This window comes from Mesobacillus jeotgali, assembly GCF_031759225.1.
GTDB lineage: Bacteria > Bacillota > Bacilli > Bacillales > Cytobacillaceae > Mesobacillus > Mesobacillus jeotgali_B.
Map to the genome: position 1 here is coordinate 4,605,851 of NZ_CP134494.1, position 21,611 is coordinate 4,627,461.

Here is a 21,611-nt window from a genome sequence, read left to right on the forward strand (position 1 = left end):
ACCTAGTAATAACAGGTTATTCTCCTACTTTTGCAGGATTAACATTGAACAATGTTGTTAATAGCAATACAAACATGCTAAAAATAGGAAGTTTATCGTTATGTTACATAAATGTTACAAAAAAAAGGAGCATGTCATATGACACGCTCCCTTTTTTAATGGCTCAGGACGGAATCGAACCGCCGACACAAGGATTTTCAGTCCTTTGCTCTACCGACTGAGCTACTGAGCCAAGATGATATGTTGTTTCCTAAACTTTGTTTGGTTTAGATCCTTTGCTCGAATGACCTTACGGTCTTTCTCGCAAGTTGCCGCAGATGCATATTCAGTGAAGCAAGCAACTGACTGAGCTACTGAGCCAAGATAATACCACTCAATTAAATATGTAATATGGTGACCCCTACGGGATTCGAACCCGTGTTACCGCCGTGAAAGGGCGGTGTCTTAACCGCTTGACCAAGGGGCCATATATTAAAGTTGATCTTTTTCACTTTACGCGAAAAAAAAAACTTGGTGAGCCATGAAGGACTCGAACCTTCGACCCTCTGATTAAAAGTCAGATGCTCTACCGACTGAGCTAATGGCTCGTTTCTTATCATTTTTTGTCGAATTAGTGACAACGTTGTTTATATTACCATAGCATTTTGTCATTTGTATATATTTTTTTAAAACTTTTTTCGCTTTTTTCTTTTATCCGGCAGTTTTCCTCCGAATTCAGTGGCAAGTCTTTTAATACATAATTAAAACAAGCCCCCGATCTACATGATCAGGGGCTTAAATTGAGATTACTTATGATCTCCAAGGGCTGCGGACGACGTTTGTTTGGGTGCGGTCCGGGCCGACAGAGAAGATAGACAATGGAATGCCTGTCAGCTGTGAAATACGCTCGAGATAGTGTCGTGCGTTCTCAGGCAGTTCATCGAGTGATTTTACGCCTGTGATGTCTTCTGTCCATCCTGGCAGTTCTTCGTAAACTGGCTCACATTCAGCAAGTGTCTTGAGACTTGCTGGGAATTCTTCGATTAACTCGCCTTTGTAACGGTATGCGACGCAAATTTTAAGTGTTTCGATTCCAGTCAAAACATCAATCGAGTTTAAAGATAGGTCCGTGATTCCGCTGACACGGCGGGCATGTCGGACGACGACACTGTCGAACCAGCCGACGCGGCGCGGACGTCCAGTTGTCGTACCATATTCGCGGCCTACTTCACGGATTTGGTGGCCGATTTCGTTATCTAGCTCTGTAGGGAATGGTCCATCTCCCACACGAGTGGTATAAGCTTTCGAAACTCCAACAATATGAGTGATTTTGGTCGGTCCTACTCCTGAACCAATTGTGACACCACCCGCTACTGGATTGGATGAAGTGACGAATGGATAGGTTCCCTGGTCGATGTCGAGCATAACACCTTGTGCGCCTTCAAATAGTACCCGGCGGCCATCATCCAAAGCATCGTTAAGAACGACGGATGTGTCGACAACATAATCCTTGATTTGCTGGCCATACTCATAATATTCATCCAGAATGTCTTCAAGCTTGAATCCCTCTGTTTCGTAGATTCGTTCAAGCAGGCGATTCTTTTCTTCCAGGTTGCGAGAAAGCTTTTCTTCAAATACTTCACGATCCAGCAAGTCGGCAATTCGAATTCCGGTACGTGCAGCCTTGTCCATGTATGCAGGGCCGATTCCCTTCTTGGTCGTTCCAATTTTATTGGCGCCCTTGCTCGCTTCTTCCACCTCATCAAGCTTCAAGTGATATGGAAGGATGACATGCGCGCGGTTGCTGATGCGCAGATTGTCTGTTTTAACATTCTTGTCGTGAAGATAAGCAAGCTCCTTCACTAAAGCTTTTGGGTCCACAACCATTCCGTTGCCGATGACGCTGATTTTATCATTATAGAAAATTCCTGATGGAATTAAATGCAATTTATATGTTTCACCATTGAACTTAATTGTATGTCCGGCGTTGTTCCCTCCCTGGTAACGGGCAATCACTTCGGCATTTTCTGATAGGAAGTCTGTAATCTTCCCTTTTCCTTCGTCTCCCCATTGTGTCCCTACTACTACTACGGATGACATATAAAAGCACCTCCAAAGGTATACAGTAATTTTTTTTCGTTTCAAACATATAAAGTTTACCAGCAATCTCAGGTAAAAGTCAACAAAACACGAACATTAATTTTATATAACACTTATTTCGTTCGTAAAAATTCTTACTCTATGTAGTCTAATATAATCTTTTATAAAAAAAGAGAATCAACCTATATGGTCAATTCTCATTATGCCCCTGGTGGAGCGTACGATTCATCATATCTATTCTCTATATTGACGAATTTATTATATTCTTTTACAAAGGCCAGCTTGACGGTGCCTACAGGGCCGTTACGCTGCTTGGCAATGATGATTTCAATGATGTTCTTGTCTTCGGATTCTTTGTCATAGTAGTCATCACGGTAAAGGAAGGCTACGATATCTGCATCCTGTTCGATTGAACCGGATTCACGGATATCGGACATCATCGGACGCTTGTCCTGTCGCTGTTCCACTCCACGGGAAAGCTGGGACAGAGCGATGACAGGGACCTGCAATTCACGCGCCAATTGCTTGAGGGAACGGGAGATCTCTGATACTTCCTGCTGACGGTTTTCGCCGGCACGTCCGCTTCCAAGGATCAGCTGCAAGTAATCGATCATGATCATGCCAAGTCCCTGCTCCTGCTTTAAGCGTCGGCATTTTGACCTGATATCGGTAATTTTGACGCCGGGAGTATCATCTATGAAGATTCCTGCGTTTGACAGGCTTCCCATGGCCATCGTCAGTTTGCCCCAGTCCTCATCAGTCAGGGATCCTGTACGAAGCCTTTGTGCATCAATATTTCCTTCAGCACAAAGAACACGCATGACCAGCTGCTCTGCGCCCATCTCCAAACTGAAGATCGCGACATTCTCCCCAGTCTTTTTCGCAACATTCTGGGCGATATTCAAGGCGAAGGCGGTTTTACCAACAGAAGGGCGGGCACCAACGATAATCAAATCATTTCGCTGAAAGCCCGCTGTCATTCGATCAAGCTCGGTAAATCCCGTCTCAAGACCGGTGATATCCCCTTTGCGGTTATGCATTTCCTCGATATTATCATAGGTCCTGACAAGGACATCCTTGATATTATGGAAGGCTCCTCCGCCCTTACGCTGGGCAACCTCCATGATGTTCTTTTCTGCTTCGGCAAGTAATGCCTCGACTTCATCCTCACGCAAATAGCCATCTTCAGCGATGCCAGATGCTGTACGGATCAGCCTTCTCAACAATGATTTTTCTTCTACGATTCTAGCATAATACTCTATATTAGCAGCCGTCGGCACGGATGCAGCCAATTCACTTAAATAACTGACGCCTCCAACATCTTCAATCAGCTTGGATGAAGCCAATTCCTCAGTGACAGTCACCAGGTCAATGGCTTTGCCTTTATCATTTAAATCCAGCATGACGTTGAAGATTTTCTGGTGCGCAACACGATAAAAATCGTCGGGTAATAATAGTTCTGAAGCAAGAGTTAAAGCTGATGGCTCTAAAAATATTGCGCCAAGTACGGCTTGTTCCGCTTCCATGTTTTGCGGCGGAAGTCGATCCGCGAATAATTCACTCATCTGCCAGCCCCCTTACAAAATTCTCTCTCGTCTAATTGAAAAAAGTGATCAGCAGAACCGATCACCTATTTCTGTAACTATATTATTTTATCATGTTTACGGCTATATGGAACTGTAAATTATTTACCTTCTTTTACATGGACATTCAAAGTTGCCTGTACATCTTTATGAAGCTTGACTGGAACCTTTGTGTATCCAAGTGTGCGAATGGCATCCGAAAGCTCAATTTTACGCTTATCAAGTTTGATGCCATTGCTTTTTTGCAGTTCATCAGCAATCTGCTTGCTAGTGATTGAGCCAAATAGACGTCCATCCTCACCAGATTTCGCAGATAGTTCAACCGTAACCTTTTCCAGCTTTTCCTTTAATGCTTTCGCATCTTCAAGCTCCTGCTGGGCCACTTTCTCTTCTTTCTTTTGTTGTGCACTCAGGGAACTCATAGCGGCCTGATTTGCTTCAACTGCAAGACCCTGTTTAATCAGGAAATTGTGTGCGTAGCCATCTGCCACATTTTTGATTTCGCCTTTTTTTCCTTTTCCTTTAACGTCCTTCAAAAAGATTACTTTCATTCTTTTTGTCCCCCTTCTAAATAATCATCTATGGCATTTTGTAAAAGTGTTTCTGCCTCATCCGTAGTTATATCATACATTTGTGTCGCAGCATTGGTTAAATGCCCGCCACCTTCGAGATTTTCCATGATCACCTGGACATTGATTTCGCCAAGCGACCTCGCACTTATGCCAATGGTATCTTCTGATCGTTTTGAGATGACAAAGGATGCTGAGACTCCATCCATCGTCAGCAGGGTGTCAGCAGCCTGCGCAATCAGCACATGGTCACAATAAACATCGTCTGCACCTTTTGAAATGACAATGCCATCCCGGTAAAAATAAACATTCTCAATAATTTTAGCTCTTCTGATATACGTATTAATATCCTCTTTTAAAAACTTCTGGACTAAAATGGTATCCGCCCCGTGGCTGCGCAGATAGGAAGCAGCATCGAATGTCCGGGCCCCGGTCCTTAATGTGAAGCTTTTAGTATCTACGATGATTCCCGCCAATAAAGCAGTTGCCTCTAGCATCTGGATTTTACCGTTCTTAGGCTGATATTCCAGTAACTCGGTCACGAGTTCAGCTGTTGATGAAGCATAAGGCTCCATATATACGAGCAAAGGATTCTTGATGAATTCCTCTCCCCGGCGATGATGGTCAATCACGATGATGTTCTCAATCCGGTTCAACAGTCTCTCATCAATGACAAGTGATGGTTTATGCGTATCAACAATGACAAGCAATGTGTCATCAGATGCAATTTCATATGCCTGCTCCGGCGAAATGAATCGAGAGTAGAGGGATTCGTTTTCCTTAATCTCATCCATCAGGCGCTGTACACCTGTATCAATCTCATTTTTATTATAGACAATAAAACCTTCACGCTTATTCATCTGCGCTACTTTGAGAATTCCGATTGCCGAACCGATGGCGTCCATATCAGGGTTCTTATGTCCCATGATTAAGACCTTATCACTCTCGATGACCAGTTCTTTCAATGCGTGAGAGATGACTCGGGCCCTAACCCTTGTTCGCTTTTCAACAGGATTCGTCTTGCCTCCATAAAACTTAACTTTGCCATTAGGCTGCTTGATCGCAACCTGGTCACCACCGCGTCCCAAAGCCAAATCCAGGCTGGATTGTGCCTGGGTGCCAAGCTCAGGAAGGGATGAATATCCTGTGCCAACACCTATGCTTAAAGTTAATGGGACATTTTGCTTCGATGTCGTTTCCCTTACTTCATCAAGTATCGAGAATTTCCCTTTTTCCAGCAGCTGAAGTATATGCTCGCTAAATACTGCGATGAAGCGCTCAGAGGAAACCCTTTTGAGGAATACCCCATTATTGGTTGCCCATTTATTTAAAATGGACGTCACAAGACTGTTCAAGCTGCTTTTCGTCTGATCATCCATTCCCTGAGTCAATTCCTCATAGTTATCAAGGTAAATGATCGAGATGACTGTACGCTCATCATGATACATTTTTTCGATTTCTGCCTGTTCGGTCACGTCGAAAAAGTAGAGCAGCCGTTCTTCAGGTTTATGGATGACTCGGAATTTACGGGCATGAAGAGTGATGATTTCTGTTTCCACTTCTTGCTTGATCAGCGGAATGACCGCATCAGCAACATCATAAAGTGATTTTCCTACTAGCGAATCTTCATTGAAACATGCAGCAATGAAGGGATTCGTCCACTCAATATAATAGTCATCATTAACCAGCATGATCCCGATGGGCATTTCCATCAACGCTTCTTCGCCGACTTTTTTCACCCGGTAAGACAGCGTGGAAATGTACTCTTCCGTCTCTTGCCTTATTTTATGATTCACTTGAAAAATCAAATATATCAATAGGCCAGTGAGAATGAAACCTGCTGCTCCTATAATCCAGTTATAGTAAGACAGAAATCCAATCAGCACTAGTGTTACGGCCATCAATCCATACAATGGATAGCGTATTTGCCGCCTCTCTAAATAAGAAGGCATGTGCTCAGCTCCTAAAGCGTTAGTTTCTGATTACTTCTTCTCCCCAAGACGTTTTCTTAAGTCAAATCCTAAATCAATTATACCTAATATCCTCACAATATAAAGAACAAATGGAAGGAGGAAAACCAGGACAACGAAGATGATGGGAACCGCTTTAGGATAGTTTTTAATATGTGTTACATAAAACACTAAAGAGAGCCCTTGGAGAACCATCAGCATTTGCAGGATGAATGTTAGATTGGAAATCACCCAGAACAAATAGGTTCCTTTTTCCGGCTGTATGATCAATGCTGCAATCATCGTGATGAGATAGTACCAAAGTATGCTCTTAGGCAGATTCAATTCCCTGAATGGCGGCCAGGTTGGCACCTTGATCCCGAACCGTTTCAAGAATGGAAACGAGACAAGCTGAAGCAGGAACACAATCAAGAATGAGGCCATGACGAACATGCTCGGCATAAGTACTTCCATCATATCGATCATTGCTTCAAATTGCTTGATGAGGTTCGCATCAGGTGCCTGCCCCATTTGTTCCAGCAATTTAATCGCCTGGTCGGTAGAGGCACGAAAAGCCTCCATCAATTCATCGATAATATTAATTTTGAATAAGATGACTGATAACGCATATTGTGCCACCAAATTCAAAAGGAACACGAGGGAACCAGCTATGTATGCTGCGAACTTACTTTTCCCTTCCCTGACCATATAACCCATAACAGCACCTGTTGTCCCATATGCCAATGCAAGCGGGATTGCCAGGAGCGATCCTAAAATCATGGATAATAACACAGCTGCGAGCGTAAAAACAGCCGTACTTTTCCCATCATACTTAGCACCGAAAAATAAGAACGGCAAAGAAAGAAAAAGGTTTACGATTAACCCCAGGCCAGGTATATAGAAAGTGATCAATAATAAAACCGCAAAAATCGCTAACAGGATGGCACCTTCCGTCAGCTTGTATGTATTCTTCATAATCCACCTCACAGAAAAGCGTAAGCGCCTTGATCAGCCTCGACAAGTGCTGGAGCTAGACACCGAAAAGCATAAGCGCCTTGGTGTCATTATAAGGTTCAATCAAGATTTAATAACTGTTTACTGAACCAAGTACCAGCCATTTTTAAGATAACCGATAAGAACTATTTTAGCTTTTAAACGTATGACAAGCAAACGAAGTGATATATAGCTAATATAAAAGGCAGCGGGAAAGCCCCGCTGCCTTTTAAAATCCGATCATTATTCGCCTGAAACGTATGGCAGTAATGCCATTTGACGAGAACGTTTGATTGCAACTGTCAATTTACGCTGATATTTAGCGCTAGTACCAGTTACACGGCGTGGTAAAATTTTACCGCGCTCAGAGATGAATTTTTTAAGAAGATCAACATCTTTATAATCAATTTTAGTGATTCCGTTTGCTGTGAAGTAGCAAACTTTACGGCGTTTTGCACGTCCGCCTCTGCGTCCACCCATTGCCATGGTCATTTCCCTCCTTGTGTATTCTATTTCAAATCCGAGTTATATTAGAATGGAAGATCATCATCTGAAATGTCGATCTGGCCGCCACCTGCAAATGGATCTTCATCTACTTTTGTATAACCTTGGTTTTGTCGTTGATTCTGATTCCCGAACGGGGATCCTTGATCATTTTGACGGGAATAACCGCTATCCCCTCTGTCTGAAGACTGTCCTTTTGGCTCAAGGAACTGAACACTCTCAGCAAGAACTTCTGTAACGTATACACGCTTACCATCTTGTCCTTCATAGCTACGAGTTTGAACGCGTCCATCAACACCTGCAAGGCTGCCCTTCTTCAAGAAGTTAGCAACATTTTCGGCTGGACGGCGCCATACCACACAGTTAATGAAGTCAGCTTCTCTTTCCCCCTGCTGGTTGGTAAATGAACGATTTACCGCAAGTGTGAAAGTAGCCACCGCAACTCCATTCGGTGTGAAACGTAATTCAGGATCCTTGGTCAAACGGCCAACAAGAATGACACGATTCATCATCAGAATCAACTCCTTCCCCCCAGCATGAATGTTCCATATGAAACATCTTCCGCTGAAAGTTTATATTTATAACATTAATTATTCTTCTTCTTTAATTACGATGTGGCGAAGGATATCTTCGTTGATCTTAGCAAGACGAGAGAATTCCTCAACTGCTTCCGGAGTAGCGTTTACCTTAACAAGCTGGTAGTAGCCATCACGGAAATCATTGATTTCATAAGCAAGGCGGCGTTTGCCCCATTCCTTAGCTTCTGAAACTTCCGCACCGTTTTCTGTAAGGATTGAACTGAAACGCTCGGTAAGAGCCTTTTTAGCTTCCTCTTCAATGTTTGGGCGGATGATGTACATAATTTCGTACTTTCTCATCACTGTCACCTCCTTTTGGTCTAAACGGCCCCATTACAGGGCAAGGAGTAATTGTTTAATTACTCACAAGATGAAATTATATCACAGAACATATTCAAAGGCAATGATATGTATAGAGAATCTATTTTCCCTATTTCTATGTGATAGATTTCTATAAGAAAATACTAACATATGTTCGTATTTTTGTCCATGCTAAATGAATCGATAATAAAAAATAATGCCCTGCTGTATGGGCAGGGCAAAAAATGAGTTATACATTGAAACGGAAGTGGATGATGTCTCCGTCTTTTACTTCGTATTCTTTTCCTTCAAGGCGGACTTTTCCTGCTTCCTTGGCTGCTGTCATGGATCCTGCTGCCAAAAGGTCATCGTAGTGGACTGTTTCTGCACGGATGAATCCGCGTTCGAAATCTGAGTGGATGACACCGGCACACTGAGGTGCTTTCATTCCGCGGCGGAATGTCCATGCGCGGACTTCCTGGACACCAGCTGTGAAGTAGGTTGCCAGTCCAAGCAGGCTGTAAGCCGCACGGATCAACTGGTCCAAACCTGATTCTTCAATGCCTAGCTCTTCTAGGAACATTTGCTTTTCTTCGCCTTCAAGCTCAGCGATTTCTTCTTCGATCTTAGCGCTGATGACGATGACTTCCGCATTGTCTTTTTGTGCAAAGTCGCGGACCTTCTGGACATATTCGTTTCCGCTCGGATCTGCAACATCTTCTTCGCCCACGTTCGCAACATAAAGCATTGGCTTGATTGTCAGCAAATGAAGTTGTTTAACGATTTTCATCTCTTCATCTGTAAATTCAACCGCACGAGCTGGCTGCTCAGCTTCAAACGCGTCCCGAAGGCGAGCAAGGATTGGAAACTCAATAGAAGCTTCCTTGTCTTTTTGCTTAGCCAACTTTTCGACACGGCTGATTCTTTTTTCAACAGACTCGAGGTCGGCAAGGATCAATTCCAGGTTGATAACCTCGATATCAGAAATAGGATCTACTTTACCGGCAACGTGCGTAATATTGTCATCCGCAAAACAGCGGACAACCTGGCAAATCGCATCTACCTGGCGAATATGGGAAAGGAACTTGTTTCCCAGACCTTCTCCTTTGCTCGCTCCTTTAACGATTCCAGCAATGTCAGTGAATTCGAATGCAGTCGGTACAGTCTTTTTCGGCTGTACGAGCTCAGTCAATTTAGTTAAACGATGGTCAGGAACCTCAACGATTCCGACATTCGGGTCAATCGTACAAAACGGATAGTTCGCTGATTCAGCACCAGCCTGTGTGATCGCATTAAACAATGTAGATTTCCCAACGTTAGGAAGTCCAACAATACCTGCTGTTAAGGCCATCCATGTCACTCCTCTATTTAAAAATGTATCTATTCAAGCAAGAATCACCTAAACGATTTTTTCCTCTCACAATTATAGAGATAACGAAGGGAAAAGACAAGCTTGTTAGAAAAGCGCAAGCGCCTTGGTCAGCCCCGAAAAGCCCTGCAAGGCCTGACAGTGAAACTATTTTTTGACTTTCTTCATGAACGGCACCCTTATAGAGGCAGATTGGCTTGCATAAGGGGCTCTTTCCCCTTGAACGGCACCCTTATAGAAGCCAATTGGCTTGCATAAGGGTCTCTTTCTCCCTGAACGGCACCCTTATAGGGGCGGATTGGCTTGCATAAGGGTCTCTTTCTCCCTGAACGGCACCCTTATAGAGGCAGATTGGCTTGCATAAGGGTCTCTTTCTCCTTAAACGGCAACTTATAGAGTCCGATTGGCTTGCATAAGGGTATCTTTGGTACCTTAGATTTCAAATATCTGTTCATCAATCATGTCTCTTGGCGTCCTCATGCCCATATTTTTCAACATCTAACACCAATGTTGCTTGTCCATATTCTCTAAAAAATCGAGTAGGAGGGGGTGACTAACCCCCGACCTCTCACACCACCGTACGTACCGTTCGGTATACGGCGGTTCAATTAAGTGTGACGTAGAAATTCATATCTTTGATATAGACTTTTGAGCCCTCGATGACTCCAATAAGAGTTATCGAGGGTTTTGTGTAAGATTGGACTTGAGGCAATTCTCCAAAATTTCTTTCTGGAATTTCCCCATTCGTATGCCTTTTGGTCTGGAACGCCAAGACTTTTGAGTTTTCTTACTCTTGTCTTCGGGTTCTTCCATTGTTTCCATTCAATCATACGGAGTCTTCTTCTAATCCACTCATCAAATTCTTTGAATTTACTTGGTGTATCAGCTAATGCAAAATATCCACACCATCCCGTTAGAAATTGATTCAATTTCTCAATTCTAACTTCCATGGGGATTGGTTTAGAACGGGATGTTAACTTTCGTATTTTAGCTTTTAGCCTTTTAACACTTTCGTTGGCTATTCGAACCTTCGGTTTCTTATTAACCGTAAAGCTAAAGCCAAGGAATTTTCGTTTCCACGGGCGGTCAACCGCTGATTTCCCTCTGTTTACTTTGAGCTTTAATTTCTGCTCAATGAAGCATGTAATGGAGTTCATTACTCGTTCTCCAGCTTTCTTCGATTTCATGTAAATATTACAATCATCGGCGTATCGGACAAACTTGTGACCTCTCCTTTCTAGTTCTTTATCAAGCTTATCCAAAAGTATATTCGAAAGAAGAGGGCTCAGGGGACCTCCTTGTGGTGTTCCTTCTTCTGCATCGTAGACTACACCATTTATCATGATTCCTGCTTGGAGATATTTTCGAATTAGCTTCAAGACCAATCGGTCTTGGATTCTGCTTGCCAATATCCCCATCAGCTTGTCATGATTCACTTTGTCAAAGAACTTCTCCAAGTCCATGTCAATCACCCATCTGTAACCTTCACTTATATATCCCCTTGCTTTACGTACAGCGTCATGGCCTCTTCGGCTTGGCCTAAACCCATAACTATGTTCCGAGAAGGTTGGGTCAAAAAGCGGAGTTAAAACTTGGGCGATTGCCTGTTGGATGAAACGATCTATCACGGTAGGTATTCCAAGTAACCTTACTCCACCGTTCGGTTTCGGGATTTCGACTCGACGTACTGGGTTAGGTTGATAGGTACCTTTCCTTAAAGAATCACAAAGGGTGTCCCAGTTCTCATAGAGATGTCTTCGTAGGGATTTTACGGACATTCCATCTATGCCGTGACTCCCTTTGTTCTTCTCCACACGTTTAAGTGCTTCTATTAAGTTTTCCCGTGATAGAATCAGATTCATTAACATGTGATATTTCCTTTCGACGTGAACGTAGAAATCTAATTATGTTATTCCTGCTCCACCCTCATGAAGTCCCCTGTGGATTCACCACTTCCTCCTTCAAGTAAGTCCTTTCGGATTGTCTGCTTCTACACAGGAATTGTATGCCTAGTTCTCGTTCTTCCTAATTGTTCAGTCCTTCCCTTACCGTCTCGAGCCGGTAAAGTACTATGACCTCTGCTGACTTCTGATTGTTCAGCTATCTATTGCTAGATAGGTTACCAAGTGTACTTGGCTTTCCAATCAGACCTCCCCGGGTAAGAGTACAGTCTTTCCCTCCATCTATCTGCTTCATTTACTCTGTACCACCTTCGGCAGTAAGGACTTTGTTTTGTTCTGCAAACTCATCCAATGGTACCTAGCCTTATATGAAGTTCGTGTTCCTCAGACCGGAGGTTTGCCGCTCGCTTCCTTCAGATTCCGCGTCACCGCGGACACCCTTGCGTTAAGCTAACCACTACTACTGCCTTCATGGCTCGGGACTTACACCCTATAGACTGCACCCATGCCGGGCGCACAGAAGAACCGCACTCTCAATGAAAGTGCGGCAAAACGATGATTATTCTTTTTCAACTTTTTCAATATTGACCAGGCAGTCATATAGTGTGCTGCCGAGGCCGTTGTCTGATTCCCGGCTGGATGTCAGCTGGTTGACAGACCCTCCGAATCGGGCGCTCAAGCCTTCATCAATATTCACGGTCCCCGGGTGGGCCATTTTTAAAATTGAAACGGTCCCTTTCAATTCGCCTCTGTCGTTCCAGACACGGACATAGTCCTGGTCTTTCAGTCCCTTTTCTACAGCCACGCTGCTTGCGATTTCCACTTTCACATATGGCTCCGGCTGGAACAGGTGGAAATGCTGCGAGTGGTTGGAACGCAAAGGATGGATCGTCAGCAAGGAATATGGATACTTATCCGCCAGCTCTGGATTCGTCCATTTTGTTTCTGTTGGCAGTGACAATTTGATTCGGCCGTCAGCGACTGCAGTAGCAGTGAATTCATACTTGCCGCTTGGCGTTTTGAATCTCCTGTCTGCCCATGGAATTTTATCCACCGGGAGCTCCGCGAACTTTTCCACACGGATTTTATCCAAAGTAATACCCTTTTCTGTCAAGGATGCCAGACCCATTCCCAAGAATTCTTCCCTGGTAAAACCAAATTCGTCCCCGAATCCTAATCTGTTCGCCAGTTCTCCCCAAATCCATGCGTCCGGCTTAGCTTCTCCCGGCGGTTCGACAAGCTTCGGACCATGATTGACATAATGATGGTACATGGAAGAATAGTACACATCCTCTACCTCAAAAGCTGTGGCAGCTGGCAGAACATAATCTGCAAGTTCAGCTGTATCGGTCATGAACTGGTCAATCACCACGAGTGTTTCGAGCGATTCAAAAGCCTCTCGCACTCTTTTCGTATCCGGAACTTGAGTCAGCGGATTTCCGCATGTGACGATTCCCATCTTAATCACAGGATCAACTGCCGACAGTATTCCTTCTGCCTGCCTCATCATCGTGAACGTTCGTGATGTCTTTTTCTGTTCAGGCATAGTCATATTCTGGTAGTCAAAACTTTGCCCTACCTGCTTGTTCGCATAGTTGGCTCCGCCGCCCGGAATCCCGATATTGCCGCTGACGGCAACAAGCGCGTCCAGCAGCCTGATTGTACTCCCGCCATTTTCATAGCGCTGCATGCCAAGTCCCATGATGGTCGATACTGGCTTATCAGCATAAACCTCGGCAAGGTGGGTGATGAGGTCGGCCGGAACTTCTGTCACTTCACTTATATAGTCTAATGAAACCGTATCAAGCAAGGCTTCCAAGTCCTCAAACCCTAAAGTATGGCCCGCCAGAAAATTGCCATCCTGCAAATCCATCCTCAGTAACTCTTTCATGATTCCAGCAGCTAATAATCCATCGAAACCTGGCTTGATGGAGATATATTCATGGGCCAGCTTGGCCGTTGCATTATAAATTGGATCGATGACATAGATTTTCGTGCCATTCTTTTTCGTAGCCTGAAGGTTTTGGAAAAGATGCATATTCGTCCGGGCGACATTTCTGCCCCAGATGACAACATGTTTGCTGTTTTTCAAATCTTCTGGTGCATGGCTGTAGGCATCGCCAAAGTCCCAGTTCTGTGCTTCAATTCCCGATCCCCAGCAAATGGAACCAGTCAATTCAGTCACACCGCCATAGAGATTAAAGAAGCGGCTGTCGAGATTGGTGAGCAAACCACCATTGGCATAATCATGGCTGTGCAATACGGATGTGGTGCCAAAACTCTCTTTATAATAAGCCAGTTTTCCAGCAATTTCATCGAGTGCCTGTTCCCAGGAAATCCTCTCGAATTTGCCATCGATTTTTTTCAGAGGATAAAGCAATCTGTCTTCCGAATTCGCCCTATTCTCCAGCATCCTGCCGCGGCCGCAAATTTTCCCCTGTGTAATCGGATGATCTGGATTGCCTTCGACCTTTGTTACCTTTCCGTCTTCCACGGTAACAAGGAACCCGCAGCTGTCCCAGCAATTCAATGGACATGCTGAATGATATACTGTCGCCACTTCCTCATCTCCCCACGTTCTCTCTATAATGTTTCATTAATTTTACCTTTAAGAATAATACAATTAGGCAAAAAAAAGAAGCAGGATTACTCACCCTGCTTCGATAAAACCTTCTTTACTTTACGTGTGAACTCTTTTCTGGGAATCAAGACACTGTGCTCGCAGCCTTCACATTTGATTCGGAAATCCATGCCAAGGCGAATGATTTTCCACTTGTTGGTGCCGCAAGGATGTGGTTTTTTCATTTCAACAACATCATTAAGTTGAAATTCATGTTCCAATTGTAAAACCTCCTTGTTTATTTACCGAATTCTTTTTGCTCTCCGCCTTCCTGACGGGAGTACATGACCATTCTTGGGAATGGAATCTCAATTCCGTGCTCATCCAGGAGAAGCTTGATGTCCTTGCGAAGCTGTCTTCCAATATACCAGTGTTTCATCGGTACTGTTTCTGCGACGATACGCAGCACAACCTCTGAAGCACCAAATTGCTGTACGCCTAAAAGCTCAGGTGTCTTCACCAGTTCTGGATACTTTTCTGTTGTTGTTTCAAGGTACTGCTGCAGTACTTTTTCAGCGTATTCAATATCGCCTTCATAAGCGATTCCTATATCAAGAACTGAAACGCTGTTGTAAACCGAGAAGTTGGTGACTTCTACGATGCTGCCATTAGGAAGGATATTGATTTCCCCTGTAAAGCTTTTAATCTTCGTCGTCCGCAGCCCGATTTCCTCTACGGTTCCTTCAAATTGTCCAATTCTTACATAATCACCTACAGAGAATTGATCTTCAAAAATAATGAAGAAACCGGTGATGATGTCTTTAACGAGACTTTGCGCCCCGAAACCGACGGCCAAGCCGACAATCCCGGCACCGGCAAGCATTGCTTTAACATCGATCGTCATTGCCGCAAGAATGGACATGATTGCAATAAAGTAAACAACATATGTCAGTACATTCTCAAGCAGCTTCATCAACGTCATTTCCCGCCGCTCGGAAACCCTGATTGGTCCCCTTGTCTTCATCTTGAAGAAATTATGGATGGCTACCTTGCCAACTCGGATCAGTAAACCGGAAATGATCAGGATGGCCAGGATTTTCAGGACACCTTCCCCAAACGCGAACCAGAGGTCTTCATCCATCAATTTTTGACTGATTTTATTTAAAAATGCTTGTGTTCTAGTTATACTTTCTTCCGCATTAGTCATTTTTTCACCCGCCTGTAAATTTCATGCTATCAATATCATACGTTATGTAACAAAGTAGAAGATTTCATACAAACACAATCATTTTAACAAGTTTTATAATGTAGTTAAAGAAGACTGTTTTGTTACGTCCGTTTTATTATTTTAGTATAACTCTGATGTTTTTCACCAGTGTCTATACCCTTAAAATTTCTGGCTGAACAAACATGACCATTATCCTCCATAAAAAATCCACTGCTCCAAAAGGCCCTGTTTAAATCTTTCTGTTTACAGGTATGTATAGATTACAAAAAAAGTCCGTATACTGATAGTACGAATTTTTAAGGAGTTGATCCAATGAATCTCAAAAACCATTTTTTCGAGCGGAGAAACAATGTGGCAAAAATCAACCATGAAGATGAGCTGGCTGCCGAAAAGCTGGCTTCTGAAATCCTGGACCATTTGCCTAATTTCAGCACACGCCCAATTGTTTTTGTCTGTATTGGAACTGACCGCTCTACCGGTGATTCATTGGGTCCGCTAATCGGAACACTTCTCGAGGAAAAAGAAATTGCGCCTTACCATGTATATGGGACTCTTGATGACCCAATACATGCAGTGAATATGGATGCGAAACTGGCTGAAATCAAAGAGAAACACTTCAATCCTTTTATCATTGGGATAGACGCATGCCTGGGCAGGTTAAAAAGCGTCGGATCCATCCAGGTAGGCAATGGGCCAGTCAAACCAGGTGCCGGAGTAAATAAGGAACTCCCTGAAGTGGGCAATATGCACATTACAGGCATCGTCAATGTCAGCGGGTTCATGGAATTCTTTGTTTTGCAAAACACCAGATTGAACCTCGTATTAAAAATGGCAAAAACGATTGCAAATGGTATTTTCGAGAGCAGCCAGCAGCTATCGAAGAAACAGGATTGGCCAAAACTGAATTGGGATCTTGAGGCTGAGCAGCCTACAGTTGCCGAATAACGATAAGAATTTTAAACACGCCGGGAGACTATTTCCCGGCGTGTTTACTTTTCTCTTGGCTCCCCAGCTTTTTGGAACTCCAGAATGTAATAATGCCAATGATCAATGAAATTAAAAATGGTAAGACGAACCACCCCGGCATCATGATTGTCCAAAAGAGCAAGTAGGCAGTAATGGCGAAAATCAGGATACTTAAGATAAATAATAGACTGGATAGGAAGTCTTTCATGACAGAGTCACCCTCTTATAATCCAATCGTATAGTGTGATAGTGTGACAAGAACGCCAGTGACCAGGATACCTGGCAGAAGATTTGCAACCCTGATTTTCGTCAATCCAATCATGTTCAAGCCAATGGCGAAAATCATGACTCCGCCAGTTGCAGTCAACTCCAGGATGAAGCTGTCCATTAAAGCTTGAGGTATAAACTTATCAATTTGCGTTGCAAACAACGCGATTGTCCCCTGATAGAGCATCACGGGAATCGCTGAAAAAAGAACGCCAATACCAAGTGTCGTAGTCAGAATCAAAGCTGTGAAGCCGTCAATGATTGCCTTTGTATAGAGCACATCATGGTCGCCGCGGATACCGCTATCGAGAGCACCAATAATGGCCATCGCTCCAATGACAAAGATTAATGTTGCGGTCACAAAACCCTGTGAGATACTCCCTTCCCCTTTTGATCCAAGCTTGCTTTCGAGCCAGTCTCCAACTGAATTCAGCTTATCTTCCAGCTTCCACGCTTCACCGAGGACTGCCCCAATCACAAGACTCAAAATAACAATCAGGAAATTGGCGCTCTTAAAGCCCATTTGCAGGCCCAGCACCATTACAGCAAGCCCGATGCCATGCATGACTGTAGCTTTCATATTTTCAGGTATCCTCGTCAGAAGCCTGCCAAGCAAGGTTCCGACGATTATCAATAGCCCATTGACAATGGTGCCAAGTAAAAACATATGTGTTCACCTATCTTCAAGTTTTGTATGAATGCTGTATGTAAAAAAAGAAGCCATCAAATTGATAGCTTAAGAGTTATGCTGATCTAGTAGTTCCAGAATCCGTTCCAGATCATCTTTCGAGAAAAATTCTATTTCAATCTTTCCTTTATTTTTCGATTGTTTGATGTTAACAGTTGTACCGAATCGCTCTCGAAGCGTCGTTTCCCGTTCACGGATGAAAACATCTTTTGTCACTTTATCTTTTTTTGTTTCACGTGGAACAACTTCGTTCATCTGCTGGATCAGCTGCTCTAGCTGGCGGACATTCATTCCATCCTTAAGGATTTTATCCACAAGGATTGGAAGCTTGTCTTTCTTCCTTAATCCTAAAAGCGCACGCCCATGCCCCATGGATATTTTGCCATCTGATATCAGTTGCTGAATTTTAGGCGGCAGCGACAGCAAACGGATATGGTTAGCCAGATGCGGACGGCTTTTGCCCAGCCTCTTCGCTAATTCTTCTTGCGTGAGCTTCAGCTTTTCGATCAAAGTTTGATAGGCGATTCCCTCTTCAATTGGGTTTAAATCTTCCCTCTGAAGGTTTTCCAACACAGCAAGCTCCATCATCTGCTGTTCATTCAGTTCACGTACCACTGCTGGGACTGTTTCCAGCTTGGCTTCCTTCGCAGCACGGAAACGTCTTTCACCAACGACAATTTCATAGCCCTTTATCGTTTTCCTGACAATAATCGGCTGAAGAATCCCATGTTCCTGGATCGATAGTTTCAATTCCTCGAGCGCTTCCGGCTGGAAAACTTTTCGTGGTTGATAAGGATTCGGCCTTATTTCTTTGATGCTTATTTCCTGGACCTTTTCTTCTTTTTCAGCTTCCATGTTAAAGAAAGCATTCAATCCTTTACCTAAGCCTTTAGCCATTTGCAACCACTTCCTTTGCAAGATCTAAATAAACCTCTGCCCCGCGGGACTTTGGATCATAAATGATAATTGGCTCTCCATGGCTTGGAGCTTCACTCAGCCGGACATTCCGTGGAATGACTGTCTTGTATACCTTGTCCTGGAAGTACTTCTTCACTTCCTCGATAACTTGAAGACCGAGGTTCGTACGCGCATCAAGCATCGTCAGCAGGACGCCCTCAATCTTTAGATCCTGGTTCAAATGCTTTTGTACGAGACGGACAGTATTCAGGAGCTGACTTAAACCTTCAAGTGCATAATACTCACACTGGACAGGGATGATGACGGCATCTGAAGCCGTCAAAGCATTCAAAGTCAATAAACCAAGTGATGGCGGACAGTCGATGATAATATAATCAAAACGATCCTTCACTTCCTCGAGAGCCCGCTTCAAGCGAACCTCCCTTGAGATTGTGGGCACGAGCTCAATTTCCGCTCCTGCAAGCTGGATGGTCGCAGGAATCGTATATAAATTCTCTACTGCTGTAGGATGGATAACATTTTTAGCTTCAACATCGTCAACAAGAACATCATAGATGCATTGCTCAACATCCGCTTTTTCAATTCCCACACCGCTCGTAGCATTTCCCTGGGGATCTGTATCGACAAGCAGCACCTTTTTCCCTATGTATGCAAGGCAAGCACCGAGATTCACGGATGTCGTCGTCTTGCCGACTCCGCCTTTTTGATTCGCAATCGCAATGATTTTTCCCACATTGTCACCTTCTTTCAAACCCGTAAAATAATTAGAAAAGCGCAAGCGCCTTGGTCAGCCCCGACAAGCGCTGGAGGGCCTGACAGTGAAGTCGCTCTTTGACTTCATTGGCTGGACTGAAGCGACTCGAGGGGCTAGGCGCTGGAGCTAGACACTCATCGAAGTAGAAACATTTAAACTTTTAAATGGAGTTTTAAACGGCCTTTCTCGCCCTTATAAAAATTGGCGATGCCGAAAAAAGCAATCATGTATTCTATTTTATCATGAATCAAGATAGTTGATAGAATTTTTATGCAAAAGTAATAATCCGGTAATATGAAAATTTATTTTACTAAAAAGCACTGCTACCTCGATGCGATTGAACCGTATTTTTACCAACAAAAAACGGGAGACAGTCTGTCCCCCGCTAGCAATCTATTATTTCTTTTTTGGTATGCGAATCGTGAATTGATAGAACTCTTCAAACTCTTCTTCTTCCGAATCGAGATTGATGCCACTGTCGGAAACCATTGTCAGTGACTGGCGGATGGTATTGACGGCAATCCTCATGTCTTTGCTGAATGCTTTCCGCTTCGGCTTTGGTTTCTCTTCATTTTGACTCAGAAGCTTGACGACGCGTTCTTCCGTTTGTTTGACATTAAGGGATCTTTCGATGACCTCTGCCAATACCTGTACCTGCAGTTCAGGGTTTTTTAACGGGATTAATGAACGAGCATGTCGTTCTGTGATCGACTTATTCAACAGTGCATCCTGTACTTCCTGTGGAAGCTTAAGCAATCGAAGCTTATTCGCAACCGTTGATTGACCTTTTCCCAATCTTTGCGCAAGTGCTTCCTGTGTCAAGTTATGGATTTCCAGTAATTTACCATAGGCCATCGCTTCCTCAATCGGAGACAGTTCCTCACGCTGGAGGTTCTCGATCAAAGCAACCGATGCTGTTTCGGAATCGGACAGGTTTTTAACGATCGCAGGAACCTCTTCCCACTCAAGCTTTTTCATTGCTCGCCAGCGGCGTTCACCTGCGATAATTTCAAATCGATCCTGATCGAATTCCCGGACGACAATTGGCTGGATTACTCCATGTATATGAATGGTACGGGCCAATTCTTCAATTTTTTCATCATCAAAAACAGTTCTTGGCTGATATCTATTTGGAATGATATGGTCAATCGGAATTTTCTTTATTTCTTCGTTTTCTATGTTGTCAATATCCTCAACCGTCTGTTCTTCCATTTGGTTCGGTTCTTCCACTTGGTTCCGTTCTTTTTCTTTTTCCCCAAGGCCAAAAAAGCGCGAAAAAGAAGGCTTCATCACCCTACACCACCTTTATGAACTCCCTATTACATATTCTCTATAAAAATGACAAGTTCCTGCCTATAGACTCTATTATAAACTAAATTCATTTTTCCAAATAGACCAAAAAGCATGAGCGAGCATGGCCGGCATCTAAATCACACACCCCGGGCCCTTTGACCAGAGGTAATGCGATTAAAATAAACAGCTATTCTATTGGCGTCTTATTGGGGGTTCCCGGTTTTCTTGGGTACTTCTTAGGTGTTGTTTTTTGTTTGTTAATGATTAAAATATTCCGTTCGCTCTCTTCCACCGGCAAGGTGAAGGAGTGGGCTGATTGAAGCTTCCCTCCAAGAACAGCGATTGCTTTTTCACCAACCTGCAGTTCCTCTCCTGCCTGGTTGCCCTTCATGGCGATGAACGTCCCGCCAACTTTCACTAGCGGGAGGCAAAGCTCGCTTAGCACAGACATTCTCGCAACAGCCCTCGCCATAACGACTTCATATTGCTCACGATGGGCAGGATTTTGTCCGAATGTCTCTGCACGATCATGGATGAAGGTCGTACCTTCCAGCCCTAATTCTTTCGAAAGCTGTTCGAGGAACGTAATTCGCTTGTTCAGGGAATCAACGATCGTCACTTTGATTTCCGGGAACGCGATCTTTATCGGGATACTCGGGAAACCGGCCCCGGCACCAACATCACACAAATTGAGCGGCTTGTTAAAATCAAAATAAAATGCGGCAGAAACGGAATCATAGAAGTGCTTCAAGTATACATCAGGCTTTTCTGTGATCGCAGTTAGATTCATTTTTTCATTCCACTCGACGAGCATTTGGTAATACTTTTCATATTGCTCCATTTGCTTCTGAGAAAGCTGTATTCCCTTTTCAGCGAGCAAAGCTTTAAATTGATCTGTATTCATAAGCCAACCCTTTCTGTCCTTGCTGGTGGATTCATAAGAAAAGCGCAAGCGCCTTGGTCAGCCCCGACAAGCGTTGGAGGGCCGACCGGTGAAGTCGCTCTTTGACTTCATCGGGCGGACCGAAACGTCTCGAGCTGCTCAAAGCTAACGCTTATCGCAAGATACTCGAGGAAGTACTAGCAGGGATGAAAACTGGCTAGGCGCTGAG

20 protein-coding genes and 3 tRNA genes are annotated in these 21,611 nt (G+C 43.8%); 1 reads left to right on the plus strand and 22 read right to left on the minus strand.

Annotation, left to right across the window (positions count from 1 at the left end; genetic code table 11):
- Positions 1-159: 159 nt before the first annotated feature.
- The 16 genes from RH061_RS22915 to RH061_RS22990 all read right to left on the minus strand — a co-directional run bounded on the left by RH061_RS22915 (position 160) and on the right by RH061_RS22990 (position 15,592).
- Positions 160-232 (minus strand) — tRNA-Phe (locus RH061_RS22915).
- A gap of 159 nt (positions 233-391) precedes the next feature.
- Positions 392-466: transfer RNA gene (locus RH061_RS22920), tRNA-Glu, on the minus strand.
- Positions 467-511: 45 nt separating this feature from the next.
- Positions 512-587, minus strand: a tRNA-Lys gene (locus RH061_RS22925).
- A 202-nt stretch (positions 588-789) separates the two neighbouring features.
- Positions 790-2,079: an adenylosuccinate synthase gene (locus RH061_RS22930; RefSeq protein WP_311073107.1), complete on the minus strand. Its 1,290-nt coding sequence runs from the start codon at positions 2,077-2,079 to the stop codon at positions 790-792.
- A gap of 200 nt (positions 2,080-2,279) precedes the next feature.
- A complete protein-coding gene (gene dnaB / locus RH061_RS22935; protein ID WP_311073109.1) occupies positions 2,280-3,644 on the minus strand; it encodes a replicative DNA helicase in 1,365 nt (454 codons plus the stop codon).
- Between the two features lie 119 nt (positions 3,645-3,763).
- Positions 3,764-4,213, minus strand: coding sequence for a 50S ribosomal protein L9 (gene rplI / locus RH061_RS22940; RefSeq protein ID WP_311073111.1), 450 nt, complete (start codon positions 4,211-4,213; stop codon positions 3,764-3,766).
- Positions 4,210-6,183 carry a DHH family phosphoesterase gene (locus tag RH061_RS22945; protein ID WP_311073113.1) on the minus strand — a complete coding sequence of 658 codons (1,974 nt, stop codon included), beginning with the start codon at positions 6,181-6,183 and terminating at the stop codon, positions 4,210-4,212. Before RH061_RS22945 ends, rplI begins: the two co-directional genes overlap by 4 nt.
- A gap of 30 nt (positions 6,184-6,213) precedes the next feature.
- Positions 6,214-7,155 (minus strand): YybS family protein, encoded by a 942-nt coding sequence (locus RH061_RS22950; protein ID WP_311073115.1) that lies wholly within the window; start codon positions 7,153-7,155, stop codon positions 6,214-6,216.
- A gap of 261 nt (positions 7,156-7,416) precedes the next feature.
- The gene (rpsR, locus tag RH061_RS22955; RefSeq protein WP_079507585.1) at positions 7,417-7,653 is read right to left on the minus strand and encodes a 30S ribosomal protein S18; all 237 of its coding nucleotides are present in this window, start codon (positions 7,651-7,653) and stop codon (positions 7,417-7,419) included.
- A gap of 50 nt (positions 7,654-7,703) precedes the next feature.
- The gene (ssb, locus tag RH061_RS22960) at positions 7,704-8,189 is read right to left on the minus strand and encodes a single-stranded DNA-binding protein (protein ID WP_079505977.1); all 486 of its coding nucleotides are present in this window, start codon (positions 8,187-8,189) and stop codon (positions 7,704-7,706) included.
- 78 nt (positions 8,190-8,267) lie between these two features.
- Positions 8,268-8,555 carry a 30S ribosomal protein S6 gene (rpsF, locus tag RH061_RS22965; RefSeq protein WP_311073118.1) on the minus strand — a complete coding sequence of 96 codons (288 nt, stop codon included), beginning with the start codon at positions 8,553-8,555 and terminating at the stop codon, positions 8,268-8,270.
- A gap of 250 nt (positions 8,556-8,805) precedes the next feature.
- On the minus strand, positions 8,806-9,906 hold the full coding sequence (ychF, locus tag RH061_RS22970) for a redox-regulated ATPase YchF (protein WP_311073121.1): 1,101 nt from the start codon (positions 9,904-9,906) through the stop codon (positions 8,806-8,808).
- 626 nt (positions 9,907-10,532) lie between these two features.
- The gene (gene ltrA, locus RH061_RS22975; RefSeq protein WP_311070432.1) at positions 10,533-11,792 is read right to left on the minus strand and encodes a group II intron reverse transcriptase/maturase; all 1,260 of its coding nucleotides are present in this window, start codon (positions 11,790-11,792) and stop codon (positions 10,533-10,535) included.
- A gap of 592 nt (positions 11,793-12,384) precedes the next feature.
- Positions 12,385-14,385: a molybdopterin-dependent oxidoreductase gene (locus tag RH061_RS22980; protein WP_311073123.1), complete on the minus strand. Its 2,001-nt coding sequence runs from the start codon at positions 14,383-14,385 to the stop codon at positions 12,385-12,387.
- Positions 14,386-14,471: 86 nt separating this feature from the next.
- The gene (locus RH061_RS22985; RefSeq protein WP_167830963.1) at positions 14,472-14,666 is read right to left on the minus strand and encodes a DUF951 domain-containing protein; all 195 of its coding nucleotides are present in this window, start codon (positions 14,664-14,666) and stop codon (positions 14,472-14,474) included.
- Between the two features lie 17 nt (positions 14,667-14,683).
- Entirely contained in the window at positions 14,684-15,592 is a 909-nt protein-coding gene (locus RH061_RS22990; RefSeq protein ID WP_311073125.1) for a mechanosensitive ion channel family protein, read from the minus strand.
- Positions 15,593-15,925: 333 nt separating this feature from the next.
- On the opposite strand from RH061_RS22990, the gene yyaC reads away from it, so the two are divergent.
- A complete protein-coding gene (gene yyaC / locus RH061_RS22995; RefSeq protein ID WP_311073127.1) occupies positions 15,926-16,558 on the plus strand; it encodes a spore protease YyaC in 633 nt (210 codons plus the stop codon).
- A 28-nt stretch (positions 16,559-16,586) separates the two neighbouring features.
- Here the strand turns inward: yyaC and RH061_RS23000 are convergent, their stop codons facing one another.
- From RH061_RS23000 to rsmG, 6 genes are all read right to left on the minus strand, one after another.
- Positions 16,587-16,787 carry a hypothetical protein gene (locus RH061_RS23000; protein ID WP_311073129.1) on the minus strand — a complete coding sequence of 67 codons (201 nt, stop codon included), beginning with the start codon at positions 16,785-16,787 and terminating at the stop codon, positions 16,587-16,589.
- Between the two features lie 15 nt (positions 16,788-16,802).
- Positions 16,803-17,513, minus strand: a complete 711-nt coding sequence (locus RH061_RS23005; protein ID WP_311073130.1) for a DUF554 domain-containing protein — start codon at positions 17,511-17,513, stop codon at positions 16,803-16,805.
- Positions 17,514-17,582: 69 nt separating this feature from the next.
- Entirely contained in the window at positions 17,583-18,431 is an 849-nt protein-coding gene (locus RH061_RS23010) for a ParB/RepB/Spo0J family partition protein (RefSeq protein WP_311073132.1), read from the minus strand.
- Entirely contained in the window at positions 18,424-19,185 is a 762-nt protein-coding gene (locus RH061_RS23015; protein ID WP_102264747.1) for a ParA family protein, read from the minus strand. Before RH061_RS23015 ends, RH061_RS23010 begins: the two co-directional genes overlap by 8 nt.
- Before the next feature lie 417 nt (positions 19,186-19,602).
- Entirely contained in the window at positions 19,603-20,496 is an 894-nt protein-coding gene (gene noc, locus RH061_RS23020) for a nucleoid occlusion protein (RefSeq protein ID WP_311076517.1), read from the minus strand.
- Between the two features lie 190 nt (positions 20,497-20,686).
- Positions 20,687-21,403 carry a 16S rRNA (guanine(527)-N(7))-methyltransferase RsmG gene (rsmG, locus tag RH061_RS23025; RefSeq protein WP_311073134.1) on the minus strand — a complete coding sequence of 239 codons (717 nt, stop codon included), beginning with the start codon at positions 21,401-21,403 and terminating at the stop codon, positions 20,687-20,689.
- Between the last annotated feature and the right edge of the window lie 208 nt (positions 21,404-21,611).